The organism is Cupriavidus sp. 8B (assembly GCF_054589115.1).
This window is the reverse complement of the sequence record NZ_BAAILO010000040.1, coordinates 16,000-42,243: the sequence shown is the minus strand read 5'-3', so window position 1 is coordinate 42,243 and position 26,244 is coordinate 16,000. Positions and strand designations below refer to the sequence as shown.

Sequence of the window (26,244 nt, the reverse complement as noted above, 5' to 3'; positions counted from 1 at the left end):
ATGCGCCGGCCGGCCTGAGAGGTCGCTTTGATCAAGCATCGCTTCATGTGGCCACCTCGACGAAACGCCACGTCTTCCTGATGCGCCTGGCCCTTGGCGACCATGTGCATTAATGCGATGGCGCCCGGCAGGATGCGCTATTCAACCGATCGCTTATTGCGCCAGATCCGTGTCCTGCGTCGCACGGCACGACTACAATACTTCGACGCCGCGCCAGGGTACCTTCGACTCGCCCGCTTACGACGAGGATGCCCGCCCTGAGCCGCTGTACAGCCGGAGGTGTGCGATGAGGTTTCTTCTGCAAGCCGCAGTACTCGCCTTGAGTGCGGCGTCGCTTAACAGCTTTGCCGATCCTATCCGGGACCTGCCGGCGCTGAATATCGACATCAAGGAAACTTCGGTCTCGGGCATATCCTCGGGCGGATTCATGGCGGTGCAGCTCGCGGTCGCGTACTCGTCCATCATCAAGGGAGCAGGCATCGTTGCGGCCGGCCCATACTACTGTTCGCAGGGAAGCACGGTTACCGCTACCACCAAATGCTCGTGCACTGCCGAACCCGCTCTATCGTGTGCGGTCACGGCCGCGAGTACCGATGTGCCTGGACTGATTTCAACCACGCAATCGTTCTTCGCCAACCATCTTATCGACGATCCGGCAAACATCGCCCACCAGCGTGTGATGACTTTCGTCGGGCGCGAAGATCACACAGTGCCGCCGATGGTGGTGAAGCAACTAGAGGAGTTCTACAGCGCCGCTGGATTGCCACAGGCAAACCTTTTGCGTTTCGTACAAAAAAATGCTGGTCATACCATGCCGACAGTGAGTTACGGCGGGGCCTGTGGTGTCTCGGAGTCGCCGTTCATTGGGAGGTGCGGCTTTGACGGCGCGAAGGCGATCCTGGGCTGGATTTATGGCCCCGCTTCCCTGAAGCCGGCGGTCGAAGACCGCGACCTTGAGAGGAAGTACATCCAATTCGACCAGAGCCCCTTCATTCCTAGAGAAGGACTTAACGGCTTACTTTGGCGCAATGGAATGGATAGCACTGGCTGGGTCTACATGCCAGATAGCTGCAGGAATGGCGCGCGTTGTCGGCTGCACATTGTGCTGCACGGATGCAAGCAGGGGCAAGACTATTTACCCCTGACGCCGCCACCAGGCGGTGGGCTCTTCAATGGAACGACCTTTGTCAAGCACACTGGCTATGCCCGGTGGGCTGAGAGCAACCAGATTGTGGTTCTTTTTCCCCAGGCCATCTCCATTCCTAACGATAATCCGAATGGATGCTGGGACTGGTGGGGGTTCACCAATGAACACTTTGCCGATAACAAGGGGGTTCAGATGCGCGCCATTCGTGCCATGATTGATCGGCTAACATCAGGCCACGGCCACTAGCGCCCTGGATTTCTTCAGTCTGCATCTAAGGGGGGCACGAGCCCCTCCGGCGCGTCGATAGCAGACGCTTTGGCGGATAGGGGCGCGGACGGCCTCCTCACGGTTTTTGTCGGCCTTCGTCGGCACCACGCCGGCCGGAAAAGTCGAGTAGCCGGCGCGGCACTGCGCGGTCGTCAATGACCCTGTAGGGGCGATAACGCTGAGCGCTAAGGCGGACAAGGCGGGCAGGGCTATTTGGATGGAAGGCTTAAAAGCGCGCGAGCCTGCGTTACCGTTGCCACTGGGCGCCCATATTCCGCGCAAAGACCTGCGACTTGAGATACCAGCGCGGCATTGGACGGTGCCAGCGTATCTTTGTCCAAGCGCACGTTGTCCTCAAGCCCGGTACGGCAATGTCCGCCAAGTTCGAGTGACCAGCGTGCCATCGTGAGCTGGTCGCGGCCGATACCTGCTCCGGTCCAGGTGGCATCAGGCGCAAGACGATGCAGTGTGCGCGCGTAGAACTCGAGCACCTCGCGATCCACAGGCATGGCGTTCTTGATGCCCATGACAAACTGGATATGCAGGGGGCCGTCGATCTTGCCGGCATTCTGCATGGCCACCGCCTGAAAGATCATGGACAGGTCGAACGCCTCGACTTCTGGCTTGATGCCATAAGCCTTCATTTCCGCGGCTAGCCAGTCGACAAGATCGGGCGGATTGTCGTAGACGCGGGTCGGAAAGTTGACGGAGCCGGTCGCCAGCGACGCCATGTCGGGCCCTAGGTGAAGCATCGCCCCCCGCTCCCTGCCCGCCCCGGAGCGGCCTCCCGTGGACACCTGGGTGATCATGCCGGGTGCGTACTTGCGGATGCCTTCCAGCACACGGGCAAAGCGATCGGGATCCGACGAGGGCGTTTCGTCGTCATTGCGTACATGCAGATGCACAAGCGTGGCACCAGCTTCGAACGCGGCCTGCGTCGATTCCACTTGCTCGCTGACCGTGATTGGCACGGCGGGGTTGTCCTTCTTGCGCGGCAATGAACCTGTGATTGCCACGGAAATGATGCATGGATTGTTCATGATGAATCTCCAGATGGGAGCGTATGGCACCTAGTCCGCTGCCGATGACGTGGAACACCCCTTGAAGAAGTCCGCCGGCTCGACGCACGCGCACGCTCCCGTGTGCTCAGGCAGGCGCCTACAGCGGGATCCAGGCGCCGCTCAGGTCCGTGTAGTCCACTGCCACGTAGACGTCGGTACGCTTGCTGAAGTTATAGTCCAGCATGGCCGCGGTGGTCAGGCGTTTGCCGCTTTGCCGATAAAGCTGAAGGCTTCGGTGATGTTCACGCGCGTGCCGATATAGCCCACGTTGTTGCGGTAGTCGGCTCGGTTCTACGCAAATCGCGCGCCTGCGGCAACGACAAATATCTTCGGCCGCCATGCCGCCAGCCTCGAGAATTCGATCGCTCGGCATGGCCATCACACCTCGCCTGTCGACAAGATACACAAGGGCTCCGTCAATCCTAATGCCAAAGGCCCAGGGGGAGTAGATATCTCGCGCAAAAAAAGAACCCGCATCGCCGTAGAATGGTGACGCGGGTGGTAGCAGGACGACTTCGCCAGTCTATGTCGGATTAAGTATTCCGAATACCAGAATTAAGCGATCTTTCCCCGCCTATTCCCCAACCAAGTCGGATAGCAGGAGAGGAGAGATAGCACACGTCATTCTCAGTGAGGCACAGCGCGCGCGGAGCATTTGGACTGCGCATACCGGCTCAATGCTCGAACGGCCGATGTAATGCGCACGCCGGATTCAGGCGAACGCCAAATCCTGACGCATCGAGAGCCGAGGCTTTCAGCCGGCCGCCCTTTGGCACTGGCTCGTCGAGCAATTGCGGGTGGAACATCGGCACAACTTCGTCCGCTTTCGGTGCCATCATCAGGAATTCGGCAAAGGGGCTATTGTGCCGCGTGATGACGAAGTGATAACTATAGACCGATGACCCGTGGGGAATGACCAGCTTGCCGCGAGCGTCCGCCAGTGCCGATATCTTGATCAGCTCCGTGATCCCGCCGCACCATCCGACGTCGGGCTGCACGATGTCGCAGCATTCCATCTCCAGTAGCATCCTGAATCCCCAGCGAGTCGCCTCGTGCTCACCGGTCGTGACAAGCAGGCCGCGCGGGACATTGCGACGCAGTTCCGCGTAACCCCAGTAATCGTCCGGCGGGAGCGCTTCCTCGATCCACTTGAGGCCGAATTCGTGGTGCGCGGTCGTGGCGAGGCGCGTGGCGTATTCGACGTCGAGACTCATCCAGCAGTCATACATGAGCCAGAAATCATCGCCGACCCGGCCGCGCATTTCGCCCAGCAGTTCCAGGTTCCTTCGCAGTCCATCCTCGCGCTCGGCGGGGCCATGATGAAGTGGCATCTTGCCGCCGATGAAGCCCATCTCCTTCGCGAGGTCAGGACGCGCACCGGTCGCATAGAATGTCAACTCGTCACGTACGGGTCCACCGAGCAATGCATGGACGGGTTCCCCGCGCACCTTGCCAAGCAGGTCCCAAAGCGCCAAGTCGACGCCCGATATCGTATTGAGCACGATTCCCTTGCGCCCATAGAACAGCGTCGCGTTGAACATCTGATCCCAGATCTTCTCGATATCCGTCACGCGCGCCCCTTCGACAAAGCGTGCGAGATGTTTCTCGATGATCCAGCAGCCGAGCTCGCCGCCCGTGGTGACTGCAAAGCCGACGGTGCCGTCACTGGCCTCGATCTCGACGACGAGAGTACCGAGCACATTGAGGCCAAAGCTCCGCCTGCTCTCACGGTACGCCGGATACTTGCTCATCGGTGTGGCGATATGGTCGTCGATCCAATGGCCATCGGCCTGGTCGTGATAGTCCGCTCCGCCGCCCCGCAGCGTGAACGCGCGGATGTGCTTGATGGTAGGCATGGACATGTCCTGAACTCCTTTATTCATTGACGGGCCAGAAGGCCGGCTTACGATGTACGAATGGAATGCTTTGCGGACAACCGCGACCGTCGCGCGCGCAGTCCAAAGAACAGCGCTGCGCCGATCGTTGTCGTCACGGCAAGCAGGTTGAGGCCAGCCGTCGGAGACGCGAGTGCATGCTCAGCCCAGGTTTTGACATTAGGGGCTACGAAGCCGCCGATCGCTCCCAGTGAATTGATCAGCGCGATCCCGCCCGCGGCGGCGGCGCCGCTCAGGTAGGCCGTGGGGAAGGTCCAGAACAGCGGCTGCACGGCGATGAATCCAGCCGCGGCAAGGCAGAGCGCGATCAGCGCGATCCACGAGGACGACGCGTTGACGGAGACCGCCATGCCGGTTGCTGAGACGACCATCATCAGGAGCGCCAGCATTGCATGCTGGCCGCTACGTTCCGCCGCACGTGGTACGACATAGGCGGCCACAAGAGCGCAGACCCACGGAATCGCCGCAACGATGCCGACCTCGAATCCCACCTTCTTGCCAAGCAGCGCCGCGACCTGGGTAGGCAGATAGAACACCACACCGTAGACGCTCACCTGGATCAGGAAGTAGATCAGCGCTAGGTACAGCACCCGACCATTGGTCAACGCACGCAACACGGTGGCCGGTCCGTGGGCCGCCTTTTGCCGGTCCTCGCTCTCGATGGCCTCCGTCAACGTCGCGCGCTCGGTAGGCGTCAGCCACTTGGCGTCGGCCGGCTCGTTATCGAGATACCACCAGGCCCAGATCCCAACGGCCGAAGCCATCAGACCTTCCGTCAGGAATAGCCACTCCCAACCTTTCAGACCGAATACGCCATTGAGTTCCAGCAGGAAACCGGACAGCGGGCTGCCGAAGATAAACGCCAGAGGTGCGCCGAAATAGAACATACCGAGGACCCGCGTGCGGGCATTGGCCGGAAACCACTTGGTCAGATAGTAGATAACGCCGGGAAAGAACCCCGCTTCCGCCACGCCTAGCAGAAAGCGCAGAATATAGAACGACGTCTCCGACGTCACGAACATCAGCATGGCTGAGACCAAGCCCCATGTCACCATGATCCGGCACATCCATGCGCGGGCGCCGACACGATGCATGATCAGGTTGCTCGGCACCTCCAGCAGCGCATACCCGATGAAGAATACGCCGGCGCCGAACGCGAACATCGCGTCGGACAGTCCCGTATCCAGTTGAAATGCCGTCTTGGCGAAGCCCACGTTGGCGCGGTCCAAAAAGGCCAGCACATACATGAGCAGCAGGAACGGCACCAGGCGCCGGATGGCCTTGGCCGTGACAAGCTCCAGCGGGGAGCCTTGATTGACTTGCATTAGTTGTCTCCTTGTCATCGCGCGGTGGTGTGTTCTGGCCGCGGCGCTATTTGGCGGACGCCCTTTATGTTCGAGTGCGGGCGCCTTCACCATGTGCAGGCAGGTCTAGTAAGTGGCACGACCTCCAGACAGATCGAACACGGCACCGGTGCTGAAGGAGCAATCCTCAGAAGCGAGCCAACCGATCATCGAGGCCGCTTCCTCCACCTGGAGAAAGCGCCCCATCGGGATCTTCGATAGCATGAATTCGATGTGCTCCGGCTTCATGGAATCAAAGATTGGCGTGTTGGCCGCGGCAGGCGTCACCGCATTGACCAGCACACCGCTCTTCGCCAGTTCCTTGCCCAGCGATTTGGTCAGGCCGATCAGCCCCGCCTTCGATGCACTGTAGTGCGAGGCATTGGGATTGCCCTCCTTGCCGGCCACGGATGCGATGTTAATGATCCGCCCGTAGGCTTGGCGGAGCATGTGCGGCACCACAGTGCGGCAGGTCAGATAGCAGCCGCCGAGGTTCACGTCGATGACACGCCGCCATACGTCGACGGGCAGTTCCCAGAGCGTACCGTTGCCGCCGGTAATGCCCGCGCTATTGACGAGGATATCGATGCGCTGGTGACGCGCTACGGTGGCACGCGTGGCCGCCTCCACAGACGCCTCGTCCGTCAGCTCCACGACTTCCGTGCTGACCTCGCCGAGCCGGGACAGCGTCTCGCGCGCTTGGAACAACCGCTCTTCATTGATATCCCACAACACCACCCCGGCGCCTGAATTCAACATGCGCTCGGCGACGGCATATCCGATACCCTGTGCGCCGCCCGTGATCACGGCAACGCGGCCTTCGAGATTCAGCCGGTTCATCGCGCGCCTCCCACGTTCGCCCCAACGGTACGCTGGCACTGCTCGCCCAGGCCCGAGATACCCAGGCGCATCTCCTGACCGGTGGTCAGATACACCGGGTACGGCTTTTGGCCGAGCCCCACCCCCGGCGGCGTGCCGGTCGAGATCACGTCGCCCGGCTGCAGGCTCATGAACTGGCTGATGTAGGACACGAGCGTCGGCACATCGAAAATCATCGTCCGCGTGTTGCCATTCTGATAGCGCTTGCCATCCACCTCGAGCCAAAGATCGAGCGCCTGAGCGTCGGGCACCTCGTCACGGGTCACCAGCCACGGACCCATCGGGCCAAACGTATCGCAACCCTTGCCCTTGTCCCACTGACCGCCGCGCTCAAGCTGATAGGCGCGCTCGGAGACATCGTTGACGATGCAATAGCCGGCCACGTAGTCCAGCGCATCCGCCTTCGAGACATAACGCGCCGTCTTGCCAATCACGACACCCAGTTCCACTTCCCAGTCAACCTTCTCGGCGCCCGGAGGAATCTCCACGTCGTCACCGGGGCCAACAATCGCACTGGTGGCTTTCATGAACAGCACCGGCTCAGTCGGAACGGCCATATTGGATTCGGCCGCGTGGTCGGAGTAGTTCAGCCCCACGCAAATCATCTTGCCGACTGCACCGACACAGGCACCGACGCGCGGCGAGCCTTCCACCAGCGGCAGCGTCGCCGGATCGATCGCCGCGAGGCGTTCCAGGCTTGCCGGAGAAATGGCGTCACCGGCGATATCCAGGACGTGAGCGGAAAGGTCCCGCAGGCGGCCGTGGCTGTCAATCATGCCGGGCCGTTCCTGGCCTGCCGTGCCATAGCGAATCAACTTCATGGTGTCTCCTGTTTGTACATGTGGAAGTGCATTGAACTGTATGCGGCCGACCTATATCATTCCAATTGAAAGATATAAAGTAACGATTCCACTTTGGAATAGCTCGGAGACGCTACATGTCGCTTATCCCGCGGTTGGTGAACCGGCTCAAGCTCAAGCACTGGTCACTGTTGAGTGCACTGGGCGAAACCTCGACCCTTAACCAGGCGGCGGCCCGCATCAATGTGACGCAACCTTCGGCGACCAAGATGCTGGCCGATATCGAGCAGGCCTTCGGCTTCCCTTTATTCGAACGGCACGCTCGCGGCATGAGCCCGACGCCGTTGGGACTGGAGATTGTGGCTTATGCGAGGCAAACACAGGCCAGCCTTGAACGCTTTCTCGAGGATCTGGAGATCAAGCGCCGGGGCGGCCACGGTCATCTGGTTTTCGGTGCGATCATGGGCGCGGCTCCAGATCTTGTAGCCGAGGCGGTGGCCGAAATTAAGCGGGAACGGCCGCGCTTGAACGTGCGGATTCTCGGCGAGACCAGCGACCAGATTGGCGTGCTGCTGGAACGGCACGAAATCGAACTCGCCGTTGGACGGTTCGCGGGACCGCTCGATCACAACAAGTTTGATTTTATGGCGCTGTCAGACGAACCTTTGCGGATCGTCGTGCGTATTGGGCATCCCCTCGCTCAACGGAAGCAGATCGATTGGCAAGAACTGGTGCGTTGGCCTTGGGTGCTTCAGACGCTGTCGAGTCCGGCGCGAGTCATGTTGGAAGGGGAATTTGCTCAGGCGGGAGTGCACAGTCCGGAGGATGTGATTGAGTGCTCGTCGATCTTTGCAACATTGCAGCTCTTGCAGTCCAGTGAGGCGATTGCGATGTTGCCGGAATCGGTCGTGCGGGATCACGTCAGGGCGCGATTGCTGACAACGTTGCCGGTGGTGGTGGGATTGGATTTAAAGGCTTTTGGGGTGTTGACGCGGAAAGATGAAACGCTTTCGGAAATCGCAGCGACGTTTGTCGGACATCTTCAGCGCAGAGCGATGTCCAAAGTAACTGCCGCACGTCCTGAGGGGCGCCGTGCGGGGTGGGTTGCCAAATCACGCTAGCCTCGTGCGCTTACCGATGCTAGGCAATGCGGCGATCGCCGATCTGCAAACGGCACGAATGGGCCGCGCTTGTTCGGTACCGGGGCGTCGCAGTCCTCAACGTTGAGCGTCGAGTTCGCCAGAGAACAGGAGTGCCATCGGGCACGCCTCGCCGAACCGCTACCTTGGACGATCGATCCCGCACTGCAGAGACTTCGCACGTCGCAGCCGCCATCGGCCTGCTGGCCTGCCGAACGGCCAGTAAGCGGCGACAAGCGGTCATACGAGCCGAGGGCTAGATCGATCCAGCCTTCGACCGCATGGCGGGGTTGCCGCTCACTCTCTCGAGCGTTGCATCTCAACAATTCGTTTCCGTATCAACTCTGCCTGCCTCTCCATCTCCGTGACTATCGAAGTCAGGCGGGAATCTGGCAGACGGTCCGTGATGGTGGCAAGCGCCATCCCTGCTGGTGAACTGACATCTCCTCTCGCGCTTAGGTTGGGGGGCAACCCCCAACCGGCTGACGAGCGCGTGAATCACGCGTGACCAGTTGGCATTTGCGCCGTTCCATTGGACGCCACCGCCGACAAGGCGGTGAGGCCCAAGGCGTGATCTCAATGCGCCTGCCGGTCGCTCACTCCTGCGCATACATTTAACCGTCGCCAGGCGCGATTTATTCCTGCGCCATGGGTTTGCGCAGCTACGCCAAACGGGCAAGAAAGCGGTGACACGCCAATCTCCTGGGATGGGCTGGTACGCACTGAAGGCGGAAGGCAAGGGCGCACAAGCTGGTCGATTGTCACGAGCCTTGGCGGAACAAAATCGCGCGAATAACTTGCCCCCTGCAGCAGTAGTACAGGTGCCGGCACGCAGCGGCGCGCATGACCAAGGGGGCAGCGCTGCAGGCAGCGCATCGTAGCCCTGGCCGACGCCGTTTCACGCGGGTATCTCGCTCGCTGCGCAATCCAGTCGATTTTTTTGGGTTTGCCGCGCGTTGCAACCATTCAGGAGACCGTCATGCATTTCGCAAAGACTACGCTAGCTATCCTAGCTACCGGCACCGCGCTTATCGCCTTATCTGCGGGCGGATGCGCGCAGTTTGATCCCGCCGCTGCGACCTCATGCACCGCGCCACCATGTGACATCTACTTAGGCGCGTGATTCGGGCGGCGACCTTGACAAACGGGGAGCGGGCAATGAACGCCGAGCACAGCCCAGCATGGACGGCGCTCACCCTGGGCACTGCCCCGGTGCCGGGCGCCCACCTTGTCACACTGCGCTGCGGCTATTGCCACCACGGTATCTACGTAGGCGACAGCAAGGTTGTGCACTACGCCGGATACTGCCGGGCGCTGCACCACGGACCGGTGGAAGAAGTCGCCCTCGTCGAGTTTGCCGCTGGGCAGCAGGTCTGGATAGACGCCAGCGTGGCCCCGAAATACCCGGGCCATGAAGTCGTGCGGCGGGCACGCTCCAGGCTGGACGAGGACCGCTACCGGCTCCTTACCAACAATTGCGAGCACTTCTGCGCCTGGTGCCTGGCCGGTGAAAGCCGCAGCGAACAGGTGCAAGCGTGGTGGGCACACCCGCGTTCGGCGCTGCGCAGCGCGGTCTGGCTCGCCAAGGCGTTTCACGGCAGCGCACCGGCGACCGGGAGTCCCGATGCCGGTGCGCCCTCAGCACCGCATCCTGGCCACATCTTCCCGCAGGCCGGGTGGCAGCCTTCTCTATGAAGTCGGAGGTCAAGCATGATTCCCATCTTTTCAACCAACTACGCGCTGACGCTTCGTACGCGCCTTGCGAATCCGCTGCTGGCGCTGGCCGCAGCGGCCCTGGCCGTTGGCTGTGCGGGCCCGGCGTGGCAATCGGTCGCGGCGGGTGCCAGCCAGGCCGAGCTTCAGGCCCGGCTGGGCACACCGCGTGAGATCTATCCATTGCCGGATGGCTCGCAGCGTTGGTTCTATCCCGCGGCAGGCGAAACCAAATGGTCAGCCGAGCTTGACCCCAGTGGGCACGTCGTCAGTATCAGGCAAATGCTGACCGGCGAGGAGTTCGGCCAGGCCAGGATCGGTCAGTGGACCATGCGCGATGTGCTGCTCCGCTTCGGAAAGCCCGGCGAGACCGTCTACTTTTCGCGCATGCGCCGCACGGTCTGGAGCTACCGGTTCGCGCAGGACGCCGCGTCGTATTCGACGATGCATTTCTACTTTGATCCACAGGGCGTGTTGCGCCTCACCCAGGTCATGCCGGATTTTTTGTTGGAGCCGTAGCCCCGCACCCGTGCTGCCCGACGCGCCGACGCCCCCGGTGCTGGCTTCTTGCGTGTCATGCCGGTATGCCGCCGGGCGCTGCCTTTTCATTCCGGGATGGGCCCCGCGAGCCGGTGTCGTCTCGGGAATAAATGGCAGCCCTGGTCAGTCATACGGAGGCAAGACACAGGAGAGTACCGTGGATGCAACCGACGAGTCCCGCCGCTTCTCTGAAGTGACGCTGCCGCATCTGGACGCTGCATACAACCTGGCGCGCTGGTTGAGCGGCAGCGCAAGCGACGCGGACGATATTGTGCAGGATGCCTACTTGCGCGCATTTCGCTTTTTCGACAGCTTTCGGGGCGATAACGCGCGCGCGTGGCTGCTTGCCATCGTCAGGAACACGTGGTTCACCGAATGGCGCAGGCGGCGCGATGCCGCCGACGGCACGCCCTATGACGAGACGCTGCACGGCGACGAGCGCCTGCCGGGATGGATCGACGATATCGGGAGCAATCCTGAAATGCTGGCGGTCCGGCAAGAAGATGTGCACCTGGTCCACCGCGCGCTCGAGCTGTTGCCGGTCGAGTATCGCGAGGTGCTGGTGTTGCGTGAGCTGGAGGACCTGAGCTATCGCGATATTGCCATCGTTGCGGGCATTCCGATCGGCACCGTGATGTCGCGGCTGGCTCGGGGCCGCCATCTGCTTAGCACCACGGTACGCGCTGCGCTGGCGCCGGCGCAACCATATCCACCGCCTCGCAGTTGCCCGCGCGCCTGCGCCGGGACATTCGATGGGAGCGAATCATGAACGATGACAAGACGGTGAACTCGTTGCACAGCCTGCTGAGCGACGGATCGCTCTACCATCGCGCGCCGCCGCATCTGCGCGCACGCGTGTTAGCCGCGCTACCACGCCAACCTCGCCATCGGCCTTGGTTCTCATGGCGCAGCCTTGCCATTGATCATGCGCCGGCCTGGGCCGGCGGTGGCCTTGCGGGTGTCGCGGCCAGCGCGCTGGTGTTCGGCGCGCTTGCCTTGGTACAGCCCCCGCGAACCAGCATGGTGGGAGAAGAGATTCTGTCGAGTCACGTGCGATCGTTGTTGTCGCAGCATCCAGTCGACGTTGTGTCAACCGATCAGCACACTGTAAAGCCCTGGTTCAACGGCAGGCTCGACTATGCACCGCCGGTCGTCGACCTTGCGGCGCAGGGCTTTCCTCTTGCCGGTGGCCGGGTCGACTATGTAGGCCATCGCACTGTTGCGGTGTTGATCTATCACTACCAGCAGCACCCGATCGACCTCTATGTGTTCCCTGCGCAGGGCAGCATATCCGCGCCTGCAGCCTATGCGGCCGACGGCTACTCGATGGCTCGCTGGCACCAGAACGGCATGAACTTCTGGGCCATCACCGATGCGGAGCCGGAGCATCTGAACATGTTCGTGCAGGCGCTGCGGACAACGCAAGGCAGCTAGCGGGAATAAAGCGGGTTCGCGCAGGCTACAAGTGCATGACGAACCTGCTGCGAAGATATTCACGCTGGCATTGCCCAGATGTCCCTCGGCCAAAGCGGACACATGTGGATTCACGCGCTGCCTACGCTTCTTTTCCCAGTTGCTCCTTGCGAAATGCCTCCATCACCCGCCTGGCGGCAAACAGCGGCAGGTAGTCGTGAATCTTGGCGCCGGCCTGGAGTTCATGCCACGCGGCGGAGTATGCCCGTTCCACGTCCTCCACTGGAACTTTCAGGGCTTCGGATATCCTGGCGATCAACGCGGTCTGTGATTCGGTTTTCATATTGTCTGCCACCCGGCAGGAAGAGGCGGGTGCATGATGCGGTGCTTGCGCCTGTTGCCTGTTGCCTGTTGCCTGTTGCCTGAGGGCGAGGGCGCTTTGCCGCGCGTTGGCCTGGGAATCGGTGGGGCGCATTGGCAAGTATAGGAATGCAGGATCGCTACACCGCCATCGTGTTGCCATATTTGTCCTGCACAATGCGCGCTATGCCGACTCAGGTGGATAAGTTCTGGATGCCAATGCCCACGACTGCCGCAGGCCCGGATCGTCGTAGCGAGTCGGTTGACCGCTCCCTCGCTTTGTCGTCTCCCCGCGCGTCCAAGAATGCCGGGAACGCGGGGGTTGGGGTGTGCTTTGGTTGTTTTTTCGCGGGGTGCGGAGCCATCAGGTTGATGGCTCTTTTTGTTTCCGGTGCCACGGCACGGCTCACGGCGCGGCTATTGGCCATGCTGCTGGTGCTATGCATGGCGCCGAGCGCCTGGGGCGATGCGGACGTCGGCATTCTTTCGATGTTTGCCAAGGACGGGCTGTGGCGCAACGTGCAGGCGCGTTGCCTGGAACCCGGCGCGCCGCACCACCCCGATTGCGTGATGGTGGATCGTGCAAAAGGCTTGGTGCTTTACAAGGATGCCATCGGCCGCTCGCATTTTCTCATCATCCCGGCTCACCGCGTGACGGGGGTGGAGGAGAGTGGCGTATGGCAAAACGATGGTGGGCCGAACCAGTGGGCATTCGGCTGGGACGCGAGGCAGTTCGTTGGGCAGGCTCGCGGGCGGCAGTTGCCCGATGCCATCCTGGGGCTGGCGATCAACTCAAAGGCGTCGCGTAGCCAGGAGCAGATGCATATCCATCTGGACTGCATCAGCCGGGATGCCAGGGACTTTGTCTCCGGCACGCGTGCGCGGATTGGGACCACCTGGACGGCGCTGCGGTTCATGGGCAAGCCGGTACAGGCCATCTTCGTGCCTTCGCCCGAGCCATCGATGTCTGTCAATCCATTCCTGCTCATCAAGCATCGTCTTGGCGAGGCGGCGTCAGTGGTGCCGGACCGGGGCGTGTTTGTGACCTATGTAGTGGACGCTGCGGGCGCGAGCGGCTTTGTCATTGTGGACCAGCCGGTCGATCGTGAGGCTGGCAGTAATGGCCACGCCAGCGACTTCCTGGATCGCCAGTGCAGACTGGCGCAAGAGGACGCGCCGGCGGCGCGTGAGTAACATCCGCTTAGCTGCCGCTAAACCGGGGTTGCGCTCGCGCAAACCGTTGCTAGAATGAACTTCCCCGTTCAGCATGCAGGAGTGCAGCCATGGCAACGTATCAGCGCGGCGATCTGTTCCTCGTCACTTCTGTTGAGGAATTGCCCTGGGGTCGATACAGAGGGTTTGTGACCATGACGGAGGGCACGCACACGGAGGCATCGTCACGCCACACTTGCCCCATGTGCAGGGACAATCCGCTCCAGGCCCACGAGGACGCCGACGCCGATGTCGAGTACGCCTACAGGCATTATCTCTCGGACCATATTGACTGGAGCGCGCACGCCAGCGATACGGAGCATTGAGTGGAAACCAGGAACCCGTCGCAGCATCGGGCTTCCCGCACTCACTTCAGGTTCTCTCCCCAGTAGGCTTCGATCTGCTTGACCAGCCCGGGTGGCAGTGCCACGTAGTGCTCTGCCGCGGCATCGGCCTGCCCGTTATTCAGGGCCCACCGGAAAAACGCGAGTGCGGCTTTGGCGCTTGCGGCATCCTTGGGGTCCTTCGGCATGATCACGAACACGGCGCCGGTGATCGGCCACGCCTGCGTGCCGGGCGCATCCGTGATGACCTGATAGAAGTCGGAGTGCTGGCTCCAGTTTGCTGACGCTACTGCTGCGCTGAAGCTCTCACGCGCCGGCTCGACAAACGCACCATCCCGGTTTCGCACGGCCGTATAGAGCAGCTTGCGTTGCAGCGCGTAGGTCAGTTCGACATAGCCGATCGCCCCTTTGACATTCTTGATGTAGGTAGCCACGCCCTCGTTACCGCTGGCGCCGACGCCTGCCGGCCATTTGACGGTGGTGCCCGCGCCCACGCTGCGGTTCCATTCGTCGCTGACCTTGGACAGGTAGTCGGCCCAGTTGAAGGTCGTGCCGGAGCTGTCGCTGCGATGCACGACCAGGATCTTTTGATTGGGGAAGTGGATGCCAGGGTTGATCGCGCTGATGGCGGGGTCATCCCAGTTGGCGATCTTGCCCAGGTAGATATCCGCCAGCAGCGTGCCGGTCAAGCGGATCTGACCCGCAGCCACGCCATCCAGATTGACAATGGGCACCACGCCCCCCACTACCAGCGGAAACTGGACCAGCCCCGCAGCGCGTAACTCGTCCGGCTTGAGCGGCATGTCGGAGGCGCCGAACGTGACATTGGCGGCCTTGATCTGCCGGATGCCGTTGCCCGAGCCGGTGGGCTGGTAGTTCACCTGCTGGCCGGTCTTGGTGTAGTAGGTGGCCGCCCATTTCACTAGCAGGGGGTAGACGAAGGTGGAGCCCGCCCCAGTGACATCGCCTGCGTGCGCGGACAGTGCATAGCCCGTGAGCAGGCAGGCGAGCGTGGCGCTGCGCTTCACGTTTTGCCAGAAGAGGGGCGGAGTCATTTTGCAACCTCCCAGGCATGTCAGTGGATAGCCCATGTACTGCACGTAAGACAGCGACGGCGCGGTCCGCCGGGGAGGCCACTTGCTTATCCTAGCACTCGCTCCGGTGTAACCAGCAAGGCGTTTTTTCAGGTGCGCATGGTGGTTGCAACGGTGTGTCATTCCGTTGTCATGAGCTTGTCACGGCCTTGTCACGATGGCTTGCTGGAGCCTTACTTTTCCGCCATCCACCGTGCCACGGCCTGCACCACTTGCGGCTCGATGCCATTGAATCCGTGATACGCCATGGCCTCGCACGGGTCTCCCACATTGTTCCCACCGTCAAAGTGGATCAAGCCTGCTTTGGGGGCTTTGGCGAGCTTGTCCATCAGTCCTTGCACCTCGCTGTACGGGCACTGCTTGCAGCCGTCCTGTTCGTGATGGACGACGAGCACGGGTATCTTGATCTTGTCGAGATCCATGGCGGGCACCGCCCGGCCGCGCTCTTCGCGCAGGATGGTGGAGGTCAGCACGATACCGTCGGGGCCGCCGCCAGTTGCCAACCGGATGGCGATGGCGGCAACGGACTGGGTGCCGCGGCTGGTGCCTACCAGCCAGACTGGCAGGTTGGTGCGGTTGCGCAGCCAGGCGATCACGGCCTTGGCGTCTTCGGCATGTTCGGGGGTCTGGCGAAAGCCATTGAGGTAGGGCGGCGTGAGCCGGTCGCTCGGGGCGTCGATGACGGCTACCGCGAGCCCGTTGTCGACGAAGGCCTGGCGTGCGCGCACGACGAAGTTGCCGGCGCCCCAGCCAAAGCTGCCGTTGGGGAAGATCTGCAGGCCACCGTGCCCGCCGGCGTAGAGGATCACCGCAGCCGTGGGCTGCGCGGGCGCCAGATACAGGAAGCGCTGCGTCACGCCCGGGCGGGTCGGGATGTCGACCACCTGCGGTGCGGTCTGTGCCCGCGTTGCCAGCGTGCAGAGCATCAGCGTGAGGCAGAGTGTGGCCCGGCGCAGCCATCCCTGCGGTGTGTTTGGTTGGCGGCAAGGCATGGGTTGTCTCTCCGGGGTTCGAATTGGCTGGCGGGCACGACGACCGTGGCTGAGGAGCAAGATAGCATCGGCGGCCGGGATGACCAATCCGCGCTAACACCAGCTAGGTCGTCCATGCCGCCTATGCCGCCTATGCCGTTACGCTGACCCGGTACACGCAGCGGCGCGCGTTGCTCAGCAGATGTTCTTCGCGCGTGACTGTCGCTTGCGTGCCGATGACTTCCTGGAAGATCCGCAGCTCTGCCCGGCAGAACCCCTGGCAGGTCTGCGCGGCGGCGCAGATCGGGCAATGGTCTTCGATCAGCAGCCAGTCCGCGCCGTCTTGCTCAAGGCGCGCCATATAGCCTTCGGCCTTGCGCAGCGCGGCGAGCGTGGCTAGCCGCTGCGGCAGATCGCCCTGGCCGGCGACTGCCGCGAGATATTGCGCGCGGGTTTCGGCCTCGCGCTGGCCGATCAGCTTGTCCATCCCTTCCTCGCCGAACAACTGCCGCACCGATCCGATCAACTGGATGGTGAGTTGCGCGTGGGTATCGGGGAAGCGGCCATGCCCGCTGGCAGTGAGGGTCCAGTCCTGGCGTGGCCGGCCTGCGCCGCTGGCACTTTGCTGGCGGCCCTCTATCAGCCCGGCAGCAAGCAGCTTCTGCACCTGCTGGCGTGCGGCCTCGGCCGTGCCGCCCAGCGCCTGGGCGATCTGCGTGGTCGATGCCGCGCCCTTGGTCTTCAGCAGGAACAGGATGCGATCACCCGGAGACCCCGTAGGGTTATCCAAGTTATCGTTTGCATAATTCATGGGTGCGCCCTAATATCCAAAAACTGTCTTGGATATTAGGGCAGGCGGGCTGCAATGTCGAGTCCGCCCTTGCATCCGGCCAAGCCGATCATTGCTGTCTCATTGTTATCTCTCAAGGAAATCGTCCTATGCAAGCCACGCGCACACAACAAGCATCGCGTCAGCTCACCATGCTCAACCCGCTTGGTCTCTATGATCCCAGCGCCAACGGTTACTCCCATGTGGCCATGGTCGCGCCCGGCGCGGGCCTGGTCTGCGTGGCCGGGCAGGGTGGGGAGCACGCGGATGGCAGCCTGCCCGACAGCTTCGAGGCGCAGGTGCGCCAGGCGTTCGACAACCTGGGCGTGGCACTGGCCGCCGCGGGCTCGCAACTGCGCCATGTGGCCAAGCTGACGGTGCTGGTGGTGGATCACGACGAGGCGCGCCTGCGCGTGTTGGCGGCGGCGGTGGAGCGGGCCTGGGGCGATGCGCCCAAGCCGGCGTGCACCCTGATTCCGGTGCCGCGGCTGGCGCTTGACGGGATGTTGTTCGAGGTGGAGGCGCTGGCCGTGGCGGATGGCTCAACCACCCCCAGCGCGGCGTAGCCGATGCCTACGCGCAGTAGGCCGGTGTTGCGCTCAGGCCGCCAGCTTGGGTTGCCGGGATGGTTGAGGCTGTCCCGCCTGGGTCTCACCGAACTGCGGATGGCGCGCGAACAGCTCGGCGGCCCAGTTGACGAACACGCGCACCTTGGCCGACAAGTGGCGGTTCTGCGGGTACATCGCCGCGATCGGCAGCGAGTCCGTGGGCCAGTCGGGCAGCACTTCGACCAGGCGGCCGCTTTCCACATAGGGCAGCGCCATGGCGCGCGAAATGCGGGCGATGCCGTGGCCCTCCAGCGCGCAGCCCAGGTAGACGTCGGCATCGTTGGTGGAAATGGCCGAGGGCAGCAGCATTTCCGTACGCTGCTCGCCTTGGCCGAGCGGCCACGGTATTTCGCGGCCGGTGCGGTTGGACAGGTAGTTCACGGCGCGGTGCTGCATCAGGTCGCTGGGCTGGGTGGGCGTGCCGTTGCGCTTGAGGTAGACCGGCGAGGCGTAGAACGCCAGGCGCAGCTGGCCGATCCGGCGCGCCACCATGGTGTCGTCCACCGGGTCGCCCACGCGCAGCACCACGTCCACGCCTTCCTTGAGCAGGTCGATGGGCTTGCCGTTGATGGTGAGCTCCATCTTGAGCTCCGGGTAGGCGGCAAAGAATTCGTGCAGCTTGGGGATCAGCACCATCTGCGCCAGCCCGGCGGTGGTGTCCACGCACAGCGTGCCGCGCGGCGTGTTGTTCTGGTGGGTGAGGGATTGCTCGGCTTCCTCGACGTCCGCCAGGATCCGCACGCAGCGCTCGTAGTAGGCGGCGCCGTCGGTGGTCACGCTGATGCGCCGGGTGGTCCGGTGCAGCAGCTTCACGCCGAGGTGGGTTTCCAGGTTCTGGATCAGGCGGGTGAGCGTGGCCTTGGGCAGGTCCATCGCCTCGGCCGCGCGCGCAAAACTGCCCACATCCACCACGCGGGTGAAGGCCTGCATTGAGACGAGACGATCCATGTTCACTCCCCGGGATAAGGAAACAGGCAGGTCTGGCCGGCGGGGCATGCACCCGGGTAGGGTGCAGCCCGGCGTGGCCCAGGACAGACTGCGCGGCTGCGGAAGTGCGGGAGTGGAGCACAAAATGGATGACCTTGCACTGCGAAGGGTCTCCCGTGCGCCACATGGCCGATTATTTCACCGGAGAAACAGTGCATTGGCAAAGCCTCGCTTTATCCCACCTTTATCAACCACCATAATTCGCTGCATCGCAATGTGCAATGGATGCGTCGTTAACGCGCCGCAAGTGACCGACATGTCGCCTACGCAATCGAAAGCCGCCGCCGCAGCCTCCGCCGCCGAACTGGCAGAGGGGCGCGTGACCGAGCACGCGGTGGAAAGCTGTGGGCGCACGATCACGGTGCGCCTGAGCTACCCGCCGGGCTACCCGGAGGGCAAGGCCGCACCGCTGCTGCCCTGGCTGATCTACCTGCATGCGGGAGGTTTTGTCGACGGCAGCCTGGAGAAATCCCAGCGCCTGGCGCGCTCGCTGGCGGTCACGGTGCCTGCTGTGGTGGTCACCCCGGCGTATTCGCTGGCGCCCGATTTTCCGTTCCCGGCGGCGCCGGAGGACGTGTTCCATACCGCTGAGTGGGTGCTGCGTCATGCGCGCCGCCTGAAGGTGGACAAGCTGCGCTTTGCCCTGGTGGGCGAAGAGGCGGGCGGCAACCTGGCGATCGCGCTGTCGCAGATGCTGCGCGACCGCGGTTTGCCCGAGCCGCGCGCGCAGTGGCTGATCCGCCCGGTGACGGACCCGTGCCTGCAGCACGCCTCGGGCGCGGTCGGGCAGGACGGGCGCAGCGTGCCGCTGGAAATGCTCCAGCGCCTGGCGGGCTACTACCGCGATTACCTGCCGACCCCGGCCGCCAGCGTGCATCCCTACGCGGCGCCGGCGCTGGCCTCGCGGCTGGCCGGCCTGCCGCCCACCTTTGTCCAGGTGGCAGAGGAAGATGCATTGCGTGCCGAAGGCGAGGCCTTCGTCAGCCGCCTGCAGACGGCCGGTGTCCCGGCGCAGGCCCAGATCATGGCCGGTGCCTGTGGCGCCGGCGTGGAAGTGTCCCACGACCGATGTCAGGTGTGGATAAACGAAGGCGCGCGTTACCTGCAAGGCTATTTTGCCGGCGACGACGACGCCTCACCCAGGACCGAACGCCAGACAGGAGCCAGCCCGCCCGGCTGATCTTCGGGTTACCACTAAAGCCCAAGCCGGCCTGCGAGAAGCAGGCGGTCCGGGCGCGCTCCCTTTGCGCGCTCCGGCGGGGGCGTTCGTCTTTTTTTTGCTTTCCAGTTGAAGAAAACCCGCAGACGGAATACGGAGTCAAGAAAATGAATCAGCAAACTCGACGCACCATGATTGCCCTGGCCATCGTCGCTGTGCTCGGGGCTGGCCTGGCCACCTCGATCTTCAAGCCCTGGCACGCCGGTGAGGCGCAGGCCGTGCCTGGCCCGGCAGCACCTACCGCCGTGGACGTGGCAGCCGCACTGGGCAAGACCATCACCGAATGGGATGAGTTCTCCGGCCGCCTGGAAGCGGTAGACCGGGTTGAGATCCGCGCCCGCGTTGGCGGCACCATCGACGCCGTGCACTTCCGTGAAGGCGCGCTGGTCAAGAAGGGCGATCCGCTGTTTACCATCGACCCGCGTCCTTATGCCGCCGAGGTGGCGCGCGCCGAAGCCGCGCTGGCCGCCGCGCAAGTGCGTGCCGGCCACGCGCAGACCGAGCTGGCCCGCGCGCAGCGGCTGGTGCAGGACAACGCGGTATCGCGCCGCGAGTTCGATGAGCGCGACAACGGCTCGCGTGAAGCCATCGCCAATGTGCGCGCCGCGCAAGCCTCGCTGGAAGCGGCTCGCCTTAACCTGACTTATACGCGGATCACCGCGCCGGTCAGCGGGCGCGTATCGCGTGCCGAGATCACGGTTGGCAACCTGGTGGCGGCCGGCGCCGGCACGCCGGTGCTGACCACGGTGGTGTCGGTCTCGCCGGTGTACGCCAGCTTTGAGCTCGATGAGCAGACCTACCTGCGCTATACGGGGGACAAAGCGGCCGGCGCGTCCGGTGGCGAAGGTGGCCAGTCAAAGCTTCCGGTGTTCCTGGGCCTGGCCAACGAAGATGACTATCCGCGCGAGGGTCGTATCCAGTCGGTGGACAACCGGCTCGACACCAAGAGCGGCACCATCCGCGTGCGCGCCGTGTTCGACAACCCGGACGGCCGCTTGCTGCCGGGGCTGTATGCGCGCGTCAAGCTCGGCGGCGGCTCGCCGCATCCGGTGGTGCTGATCAACGACCGCGCCATCGGCACCGACCAGGGCAAGAAGTTCGTGCTGGTGCTGGATGGCGCCAACAAGCTGGCCTATCGCGAAGTCACGCTCGGGCCGTCGTTTGATGGGCTGCGCGTGATCCGCCAGGGTTTGAAGGCCGACGAGAAGATCGTGGTCAACGGGCTGCAGCGTGTGCGCCCCGGTATCACGGTCGCGCCCAAGCCGGTCGATATGGCGTTCAAGCGCGAACTGGACCAGCGTGGCGAATCGGCTGACCGCAAGCAAGCGGCCACCGAGAAGACCACGGACAAGGCGGCCGATGGCAAACCGGTGACCTGAGTTGTGACCCGCGTGCGCTGAATCCGCTGAGGGTTCGCTCCCCTCTCCCGCATGGCGGGAGAGGGGCCGGGGGAGAGGGCGGGCGCATCCACAATGCCCCGGCGCTAAAACACCTCTCCCCCCAGCCGAGCCATTTTTTAGCTTCCCCGCTCCACATGGCGCCTGCCATCCAGGCCGCCAGGGGGAGCCCTTTCGCCGAGACTGAGATGAATCTCTCGAAATTCTTTATCGACCGGCCTATCTTTGCCGGCGTGCTATCGGTGCTGATCTTCCTGATCGGCGCCATCTCGATGTTCAAGCTACCCATCTCGGAGTATCCCGAGGTGGTGCCGCCGTCGGTGGTGGTGCGCGCGCAGTATCCCGGCGCCAACCCCAAGGTGATTGCCGCTACCGTGGCGTCTCCGCTGGAGGAGCAGATCAACGGTGTGGAGGACATGCTCTACATGTCGTCGCAAGCCAATAGCGACGGCCTGCTGACGCTGACCGTGACCTTCAAGCTTGGCACCGATCCGGACAAGGCCCAGCAGCTCGTGCAGAACCGCGTGGCGCAGGCGGAGCCGCGCCTGCCGGAAGACGTGCGCCGCTTGGGCATCACCACCGTCAAGAGCTCGCCGGACCTGACCATGGTGGTCCACCTGGTCTCGCCGAACGACCGCTACGACATGACCTACCTGCGCAACTATGCGGTGATCAACGTCAAGGATCGCCTGGCGCGGATCCAGGGCGTGGGCCAGGTGCAGCTGTTCGGCTCGGGTGACTATTCCATGCGCGTGTGGCTGAACCCCGAGAAGATGGCCGAGCGCAAGCTGGTGGCCGCCGACGTGGTCAAGGCCATCCGCGAGCAGAACGTGCAGGTGGCCGCCGGCGTGATCGGCGCCTCGCCCGCGCTGCCGGGCGCTGACCTGCAGCTCTCCGTGAACGCGCAGGGCCGCCTGGAAACCGTGGAAGCCTTCGGCGACATCATCGTGGCCACCTCGCCCGATGGCGGCGTGACCTACCTCAAGGACGTGTCCCGCATCGAGCTGGGCGCGTCGGAGTATGCGCTGCGCTCGCTGCTGGACAACAAGTCCGCGGTGGCGATTCCGATCTTCCAGGCCCCGGGCTCCAACGCCATCCAGATCTCGGACGACGTGCGCAAGACCATGGAGGAGCTCAAGCAGAACTTCCCCGATGGCGTGGACTACAGCATCGTCTATGACCCGACGCAGTTCGTGCGCCATAGCATCGAGGCCGTGACCCACACGCTGTTCGAAGCCATCTTGCTGGTGGTGCTGGTGGTGATCCTGTTCCTGCAGACGTGGCGCGCCTCGGTGATTCCGCTGCTGGCGGTGCCGGTGTCGATCGTGGGTACCTTCGGGCTGATGCATGCCTTTGGCTTTTCCATCAATGCGTTGTCACTCTTCGGGCTGGTGCTGGCCATCGGGATCGTGGTGGACGATGCGATCGTGGTGGTGGAGAACGTCGAGCGCAATATCGCCGAGGGACTGTCTCCAAAGGAGGCGACCTACAAGGCCATGCGTGAAGTCAGCGGCCCCATCATCGCCATCGCGCTGACGCTGATCGCCGTGTTTGTGCCGCTCGCGTTCATGACGGGCCTGACCGGTCAGTTCTACAAGCAGTTCGCGCTGACCATCGCCATCTCGACCATCATCTCGGCCTTCAATTCGCTGACGCTGTCGCCGGCCTTGTCCGCGCTGCTGCTGCGCGGCCACGATGCGCCGAAGGACTGGCTCTCGCGCGGCATGGATCGCGTGCTGGGTGGCTTCTTTGGCCGCTTCAACCGTTTCTTCGGCGCCAGCGCCGAGCGTTACGGCAAGGGTGTCAAGGGCGTGATCTCGCGCAAGACTGCGGTGTTCGGCGTCTACGCCGTGATGCTGGCGCTGACCTGGGGCGTGTTCCAGCTGGTGCCCAAGGGCTTTGTGCCGGCGCAGGACAAGCAGTATCTGGTGAGCTTTGCCAAGCTGCCTGACGGCGCCACGCTGGACCGCACCGAAGACGTGATCCGCCAGATGTCCGACATCGCGCTCAAGCAGCCGGGCGTGGAATCGGCGATTGCCTTCCCGGGCCTATCGATCAACGGCTTCACCAACAGCCCGAGCGCCGGCATCGTCTTTGTCTCGCTCAAGCCGTTTGAAGAACGCAAGACCAAGGAGCTGTCGGGCAACGCCATCGCGGCGCAGCTCAACGGCAAGTACGCGGCGATCCAGGACGCCTTCATCGCCGTGTTCCCGCCGCCGCCGGTCCAGGGCCTGGGCACCATCGGCGGCTTCAAGATGATGATCGAGGACCGCGCCGCGCTGGGTTACGACGCATTGTTCGACGCCACCAACGCCTTCACCACCAAGGCGCGCGCCACGCCCGAGCTGGCTGGTATCTTTACCAACTACCAGGTCAACGTGCCGCAGCTGGACGTGAAGCTGGACCGTGTGAAGGCCAAGCAGCTGGGCGTGCCGGTGACGGACGTGTTCGACACGCTGCAGACCTACCTCGGCTCGGCCTATGTCAATGACTTCAACAAGTTTGGCCGGACCTACCAGGTCAAGGTCCAGGCGGATGCGCAGTTCCGCGCCCACGCCGAGGACATCCTGCAACTGAAGACGCGCAACAGCGCCGGCGACATGGTGCCGCTGTCGTCGCTGCTCACCGTCAACCAGGGCTTTGGCCCGGACAGCGTGATCCGCTACAACGGCTTCACCGCGGCCGACATGAATGGCGGCCCGGCGCCGGGCTTCTCCTCGGGCCAGGCGCAAGCCGCGGCCGAGCGCATTGCGGCCGAGACGCTGCCCAAGGGCATCAAGTTCGAATGGACCGACCTGACCTACCAGGACATCCTGGCCGGCAACGCGGGGGTGTGGATCTTCCCGCTGTGCGTGCTGCTGGTGTTCCTGGTGCTGGCCGCGCAGTACGAAAGCCTGACCTTGCCGCTGGCCGTGATCCTGATCGTGCCCCTGAGCTTGCTGGCCGCCATGACTGGCGTGTGGCTGACCAAGGGGGACAACAACATCTTCACGCAGATCGGTTTCATCGTGCTGGTGGGGCTGTCGGCGAAGAACGCGATCCTGATCGTGGAGTTTGCGCGGGAGCTGGAGCATGAAGGCCGCTCCATCGTGGCCGCGGCGATCGAGGCCAGCCGCCTGCGCCTGCGCCCGATCCTGATGACGTCGTTCGCGTTCATCATGGGTGTGGTGCCGCTGGTGGTGTCCACCGGCGCCGGTGCCGAGATGCGCCATGCGATGGGCGTGGCGGTGTTCGCCGGCATGCTGGGCGTGACCTTCTTCGGGCTGTTCCTGACGCCGGTGTTCTACGTGGCGCTGCGCATGCTGGCAACCCGTGGCGAGCGCCGCAAGGTGTCGGACGCGCCGTCGGCGAGCCACAAGGCCATCGCCTCCGCTGAGTAAGGGTGACCGACATGAACGCAACATTGACATCCAAGATGACATCGCTATTGCCTGCGGCGCTGCCGCGCCTGGCCACGCTGGCCGTGGCCCTGATCCTGGCGGGCTGCTCGCTGGCGCCGACCTACAAGGTGCCGGAAAGCGCCACCGCCGCCACGCCGGCCTACAAGGAAGCGATGGCCGCGCAAGCCGAAGGCACGCAATGGAAGGTGGCCACGCCGGCCGAAGGCGCGCAGCGCGGCGAATGGTGGAAGATCTTCGGCGACGCCGACCTCGACCGCCTGATCGCGACCGCCACCGAGTCCAACCAGGACCTGGCGATCGCCGCAGCCCGCCTCAAGCAGGCGCGCGCCTTCACCGGGGTGGCCGAGGCCGACCAGTACCCACAGCTCAGCGTGGGCCTGGACCCGACCCGCACGCAATCGTCGGCCGCCTCGCAGGGGCTGCCCGACGGCACCAAGGTGGCGCCGCAGACGGTGCTCAAGGCACGCGCCTTTGCTAGCTACGAGCTGGACCTGTTCGGCCGCGTGGCGGACAACGTCAAGGCGGCGCGCGCCGAAGGCGACGCGGCGGAAGACTTGTATCGCTCGGTGCTGCTGGCGCTGCAGGCGGACGTGGCGCAAGCCTACTTCGCGCTGCGCACGCTGGACAGCGAGCGCGACCTGCTCAACGCCACCATTACCTTGCGTGAGGACGCGCTCAAGCTGCTCAAGCGCCGGTTCGACGAAGGCGAAACCACGGACCTCGATCCGGCCCGCGGCGAAGCCGAACTTGGCACGGCCCGCGCGGACCTGGCCGACATCGAACGTCGCCGCGCCAACCAGGAGCACGCGCTGGCGGTGCTGACGGGCGCGCCGCCGGCCGCCTTCACGCTGGCCGCGCGCCCGCTGGACGCCGCGCCGATCGCCGTGCCAGCAGGGCTGCCCTCCGACTTGCTGGAGCGCCGTCCCGACATCGCCCAGGCCGAACGCCAGATGGCGGCTGCCAATGCGCGCATCGGCGTGGCGAAGGCCGCGTTCTATCCGCGCATCACGCTGACCGGCTTGTTCGGCTTTGAGTCGAACGACCTGTCGAACCTGTTCAAGTGGTCCTCCCGCGCGTGGATGCTGGGGCCGCTGATCGGCAGCACGATCGCCGCGCCGATCATCGACGGGGGCCGCAACAAGGCCAACCTGGCGGCGGCGCGCGCGCAGCACGAGGAAGCGGTGGCGAGCTACCGCCAGAGCGTGCTGACGGCCATGCGCGAAGTGGAAGACAGCCTGGCCGACGTGCGCTGGCTGAGCCAGCAGGCTGGGGCATTGGACGGCGCACTGGGCGGCGCCCGCCGCGCGGCCAAGATCTCGCGCAGCCGTTACGAGGCGGGCGCGGTGGATTACCTGACGGTGATCGACGCGGATCGCACGGTGCTGCAGTCGCAGCGCGAGGCCAACCAGGTGGCCGGGCTGCGTGCCTCCGCCACGGTGGCGCTGGTGCGCCGGCTGGGCGGTGGCTGGGGGCCGTTGCCGGATGCCGCACCCAGCGTGGCGCAGGCGGGCACTGGCCCGCTGGCCGCTAACCACTGAACCTGAGGCTTTCAAGACGCGGTAGCCGCCCTCGCGCGGTTGCCGCGTCTTGTCGTTTACCGCGCCGTCGCGGCGAACAAAGCTGAC

General features: G+C 63.8%; 23 protein-coding genes and 1 pseudogene. 13 read left to right on the top strand and 11 right to left on the bottom strand.

What is annotated here, in order from left to right; genetic code table 11:
* Positions 1-286: 286 nt before the first annotated feature.
* A complete protein-coding gene (locus tag ACYP5B_RS04575) occupies positions 287-1,393 on the top strand; it encodes an extracellular catalytic domain type 2 short-chain-length polyhydroxyalkanoate depolymerase (protein WP_459568719.1) in 1,107 nt (368 codons plus the stop codon).
* 230 nt (positions 1,394-1,623) lie between these two features.
* On the opposite strand, the gene ACYP5B_RS04570 is transcribed toward ACYP5B_RS04575, so the two are convergent.
* The 6 genes and pseudogenes from ACYP5B_RS04570 to ACYP5B_RS04545 form a co-directional block, all read right to left on the bottom strand.
* A complete protein-coding gene (locus tag ACYP5B_RS04570; RefSeq protein ID WP_459568718.1) occupies positions 1,624-2,454 on the bottom strand; it encodes a beta-keto acid cleavage family enzyme in 831 nt (276 codons plus the stop codon).
* Positions 2,455-2,575: 121 nt separating this feature from the next.
* Positions 2,576-2,760: pseudogene (locus tag ACYP5B_RS04565) on the bottom strand (porin); the annotation flags it as partial.
* Between the two features lie 389 nt (positions 2,761-3,149).
* Positions 3,150-4,337 carry an L-rhamnonate dehydratase gene (gene rhmD / locus ACYP5B_RS04560; protein WP_459568717.1) on the bottom strand — a complete coding sequence of 396 codons (1,188 nt, stop codon included), beginning with the start codon at positions 4,335-4,337 and terminating at the stop codon, positions 3,150-3,152.
* Positions 4,338-4,378: 41 nt separating this feature from the next.
* Positions 4,379-5,695: an MFS transporter gene (locus ACYP5B_RS04555; protein ID WP_459568716.1), complete on the bottom strand. Its 1,317-nt coding sequence runs from the start codon at positions 5,693-5,695 to the stop codon at positions 4,379-4,381.
* A 105-nt stretch (positions 5,696-5,800) separates the two neighbouring features.
* Complete coding sequence (locus ACYP5B_RS04550; RefSeq protein WP_459568715.1) at positions 5,801-6,553, bottom strand: SDR family NAD(P)-dependent oxidoreductase; 753 nt, start codon at positions 6,551-6,553, stop codon at positions 5,801-5,803.
* Positions 6,550-7,413, bottom strand: a complete 864-nt coding sequence (locus tag ACYP5B_RS04545) for an ureidoglycolate lyase (RefSeq protein ID WP_459568714.1) — start codon at positions 7,411-7,413, stop codon at positions 6,550-6,552. The genes ACYP5B_RS04550 and ACYP5B_RS04545 overlap by 4 nt, the downstream gene beginning before the upstream one ends.
* A gap of 116 nt (positions 7,414-7,529) precedes the next feature.
* Between ACYP5B_RS04545 and ACYP5B_RS04540 the strand changes: the two genes are divergently transcribed.
* The 5 genes from ACYP5B_RS04540 to ACYP5B_RS04520 all read left to right on the top strand — a co-directional run bounded on the left by ACYP5B_RS04540 (position 7,530) and on the right by ACYP5B_RS04520 (position 12,218).
* Positions 7,530-8,513 (top strand): LysR family transcriptional regulator, encoded by a 984-nt coding sequence (locus tag ACYP5B_RS04540; RefSeq protein WP_459568713.1) that lies wholly within the window; start codon positions 7,530-7,532, stop codon positions 8,511-8,513.
* A gap of 1,176 nt (positions 8,514-9,689) precedes the next feature.
* Positions 9,690-10,226, top strand: a complete 537-nt coding sequence (locus ACYP5B_RS04535; protein ID WP_459568712.1) for a lecithin retinol acyltransferase family protein — start codon at positions 9,690-9,692, stop codon at positions 10,224-10,226.
* Positions 10,227-10,241: 15 nt separating this feature from the next.
* Positions 10,242-10,763 (top strand): dethiobiotin synthetase, encoded by a 522-nt coding sequence (locus tag ACYP5B_RS04530; RefSeq protein ID WP_400103075.1) that lies wholly within the window; start codon positions 10,242-10,244, stop codon positions 10,761-10,763.
* 178 nt (positions 10,764-10,941) lie between these two features.
* A complete protein-coding gene (locus ACYP5B_RS04525) occupies positions 10,942-11,553 on the top strand; it encodes an RNA polymerase sigma factor (RefSeq protein ID WP_400103073.1) in 612 nt (203 codons plus the stop codon).
* Positions 11,550-12,218, top strand: coding sequence for an anti-sigma factor family protein (locus tag ACYP5B_RS04520; protein ID WP_459568711.1), 669 nt, complete (start codon positions 11,550-11,552; stop codon positions 12,216-12,218). The genes ACYP5B_RS04525 and ACYP5B_RS04520 overlap by 4 nt, the downstream gene beginning before the upstream one ends.
* A gap of 121 nt (positions 12,219-12,339) precedes the next feature.
* Here ACYP5B_RS04520 and ACYP5B_RS04515 read toward each other — a convergent pair whose 3' ends face one another.
* Positions 12,340-12,540, bottom strand: a complete 201-nt coding sequence (locus ACYP5B_RS04515) for a DUF3562 domain-containing protein (protein WP_459568710.1) — start codon at positions 12,538-12,540, stop codon at positions 12,340-12,342.
* Between the two features lie 389 nt (positions 12,541-12,929).
* Here ACYP5B_RS04515 and ACYP5B_RS04510 point away from each other — a divergent pair, with 389 nt between their 5' ends.
* Positions 12,930-13,751: a CDP-diacylglycerol diphosphatase gene (locus ACYP5B_RS04510; protein WP_459568709.1), complete on the top strand. Its 822-nt coding sequence runs from the start codon at positions 12,930-12,932 to the stop codon at positions 13,749-13,751.
* Positions 13,752-13,840: 89 nt separating this feature from the next.
* Positions 13,841-14,095: a hypothetical protein gene (locus ACYP5B_RS04505; protein WP_400103066.1), complete on the top strand. Its 255-nt coding sequence runs from the start codon at positions 13,841-13,843 to the stop codon at positions 14,093-14,095.
* Between the two features lie 41 nt (positions 14,096-14,136).
* Here ACYP5B_RS04505 and pstS read toward each other — a convergent pair whose 3' ends face one another.
* From pstS to ACYP5B_RS04490, 3 genes are all read right to left on the bottom strand, one after another.
* Complete coding sequence (gene pstS / locus ACYP5B_RS04500) at positions 14,137-15,168, bottom strand: phosphate ABC transporter substrate-binding protein PstS (protein ID WP_400103064.1); 1,032 nt, start codon at positions 15,166-15,168, stop codon at positions 14,137-14,139.
* Positions 15,169-15,380: 212 nt separating this feature from the next.
* Complete coding sequence (locus tag ACYP5B_RS04495) at positions 15,381-16,199, bottom strand: alpha/beta hydrolase (protein ID WP_459568708.1); 819 nt, start codon at positions 16,197-16,199, stop codon at positions 15,381-15,383.
* Between the two features lie 130 nt (positions 16,200-16,329).
* Positions 16,330-16,989, bottom strand: a complete 660-nt coding sequence (locus ACYP5B_RS04490; protein ID WP_400097235.1) for a helix-turn-helix transcriptional regulator — start codon at positions 16,987-16,989, stop codon at positions 16,330-16,332.
* 128 nt (positions 16,990-17,117) lie between these two features.
* On the opposite strand from ACYP5B_RS04490, the gene ACYP5B_RS04485 reads away from it, so the two are divergent.
* A complete protein-coding gene (locus ACYP5B_RS04485) occupies positions 17,118-17,573 on the top strand; it encodes a RidA family protein (protein WP_459568707.1) in 456 nt (151 codons plus the stop codon).
* A gap of 33 nt (positions 17,574-17,606) precedes the next feature.
* Here the strand turns inward: ACYP5B_RS04485 and ACYP5B_RS04480 are convergent, their stop codons facing one another.
* Positions 17,607-18,563: a LysR family transcriptional regulator gene (locus ACYP5B_RS04480; RefSeq protein WP_400097231.1), complete on the bottom strand. Its 957-nt coding sequence runs from the start codon at positions 18,561-18,563 to the stop codon at positions 17,607-17,609.
* Positions 18,564-18,858: 295 nt separating this feature from the next.
* Between ACYP5B_RS04480 and ACYP5B_RS04475 the strand changes: the two genes are divergently transcribed.
* The 4 genes from ACYP5B_RS04475 to ACYP5B_RS04460 all read left to right on the top strand — a co-directional run bounded on the left by ACYP5B_RS04475 (position 18,859) and on the right by ACYP5B_RS04460 (position 26,157).
* The gene (locus ACYP5B_RS04475; protein ID WP_318238152.1) at positions 18,859-19,782 is read left to right on the top strand and encodes an alpha/beta hydrolase; all 924 of its coding nucleotides are present in this window, start codon (positions 18,859-18,861) and stop codon (positions 19,780-19,782) included.
* Positions 19,783-19,928: 146 nt separating this feature from the next.
* A complete protein-coding gene (locus ACYP5B_RS04470) occupies positions 19,929-21,200 on the top strand; it encodes an efflux RND transporter periplasmic adaptor subunit (protein WP_400097229.1) in 1,272 nt (423 codons plus the stop codon).
* Positions 21,201-21,406: 206 nt separating this feature from the next.
* The gene (locus ACYP5B_RS04465; RefSeq protein WP_459568705.1) at positions 21,407-24,598 is read left to right on the top strand and encodes an efflux RND transporter permease subunit; all 3,192 of its coding nucleotides are present in this window, start codon (positions 21,407-21,409) and stop codon (positions 24,596-24,598) included.
* Between the two features lie 11 nt (positions 24,599-24,609).
* Complete coding sequence (locus ACYP5B_RS04460; RefSeq protein ID WP_459568704.1) at positions 24,610-26,157, top strand: efflux transporter outer membrane subunit; 1,548 nt, start codon at positions 24,610-24,612, stop codon at positions 26,155-26,157.
* The last annotated feature ends 87 nt before the right edge of the window (positions 26,158-26,244 follow it).

Excerpts from the sequence above, each read along its gene's own strand:
- ACYP5B_RS04470 (WP_400097229.1), top strand. The coding sequence starts at position 19,929 with ATGAATCAGCAAACTCGACGCACCATGATTGCCCTGGCCATCGTCGCT.
- ACYP5B_RS04490 (WP_400097235.1), bottom strand. The coding sequence starts at position 16,989 with ATGAATTATGCAAACGATAACTTGGATAACCCTACGGGGTCTCCGGGT.
- ACYP5B_RS04545 (WP_459568714.1), bottom strand. The coding sequence starts at position 7,413 with ATGAAGTTGATTCGCTATGGCACGGCAGGCCAGGAACGGCCCGGCATG.
- ACYP5B_RS04480 (WP_400097231.1), bottom strand. The coding sequence starts at position 18,563 with ATGGATCGTCTCGTCTCAATGCAGGCCTTCACCCGCGTGGTGGATGTG.
- ACYP5B_RS04505 (WP_400103066.1), top strand. The coding sequence starts at position 13,841 with ATGGCAACGTATCAGCGCGGCGATCTGTTCCTCGTCACTTCTGTTGAG.
- ACYP5B_RS04465 (WP_459568705.1), top strand. The coding sequence starts at position 21,407 with ATGAATCTCTCGAAATTCTTTATCGACCGGCCTATCTTTGCCGGCGTG.
- ACYP5B_RS04535 (WP_459568712.1), top strand. The coding sequence starts at position 9,690 with ATGAACGCCGAGCACAGCCCAGCATGGACGGCGCTCACCCTGGGCACT.
- ACYP5B_RS04540 (WP_459568713.1), top strand. The coding sequence starts at position 7,530 with ATGTCGCTTATCCCGCGGTTGGTGAACCGGCTCAAGCTCAAGCACTGG.
- ACYP5B_RS04485 (WP_459568707.1), top strand. The coding sequence starts at position 17,118 with ATGCAAGCCACGCGCACACAACAAGCATCGCGTCAGCTCACCATGCTC.
- ACYP5B_RS04555 (WP_459568716.1), bottom strand. The coding sequence starts at position 5,695 with ATGCAAGTCAATCAAGGCTCCCCGCTGGAGCTTGTCACGGCCAAGGCC.
- ACYP5B_RS04515 (WP_459568710.1), bottom strand. The coding sequence starts at position 12,540 with ATGAAAACCGAATCACAGACCGCGTTGATCGCCAGGATATCCGAAGCC.
- ACYP5B_RS04460 (WP_459568704.1), top strand. The coding sequence starts at position 24,610 with ATGAACGCAACATTGACATCCAAGATGACATCGCTATTGCCTGCGGCG.
- ACYP5B_RS04550 (WP_459568715.1), bottom strand. The coding sequence starts at position 6,553 with ATGAACCGGCTGAATCTCGAAGGCCGCGTTGCCGTGATCACGGGCGGC.
- rhmD (WP_459568717.1), bottom strand. The coding sequence starts at position 4,337 with ATGTCCATGCCTACCATCAAGCACATCCGCGCGTTCACGCTGCGGGGC.
- pstS (WP_400103064.1), bottom strand. The coding sequence starts at position 15,168 with ATGACTCCGCCCCTCTTCTGGCAAAACGTGAAGCGCAGCGCCACGCTC.
- ACYP5B_RS04570 (WP_459568718.1), bottom strand. The coding sequence starts at position 2,454 with ATGAACAATCCATGCATCATTTCCGTGGCAATCACAGGTTCATTGCCG.
- ACYP5B_RS04530 (WP_400103075.1), top strand. The coding sequence starts at position 10,242 with ATGATTCCCATCTTTTCAACCAACTACGCGCTGACGCTTCGTACGCGC.
- ACYP5B_RS04520 (WP_459568711.1), top strand. The coding sequence starts at position 11,550 with ATGAACGATGACAAGACGGTGAACTCGTTGCACAGCCTGCTGAGCGAC.
- ACYP5B_RS04475 (WP_318238152.1), top strand. The coding sequence starts at position 18,859 with ATGTCGCCTACGCAATCGAAAGCCGCCGCCGCAGCCTCCGCCGCCGAA.
- ACYP5B_RS04575 (WP_459568719.1), top strand. The coding sequence starts at position 287 with ATGAGGTTTCTTCTGCAAGCCGCAGTACTCGCCTTGAGTGCGGCGTCG.
- ACYP5B_RS04495 (WP_459568708.1), bottom strand. The coding sequence starts at position 16,199 with ATGCCTTGCCGCCAACCAAACACACCGCAGGGATGGCTGCGCCGGGCC.
- ACYP5B_RS04510 (WP_459568709.1), top strand. The coding sequence starts at position 12,930 with ATGGCTCTTTTTGTTTCCGGTGCCACGGCACGGCTCACGGCGCGGCTA.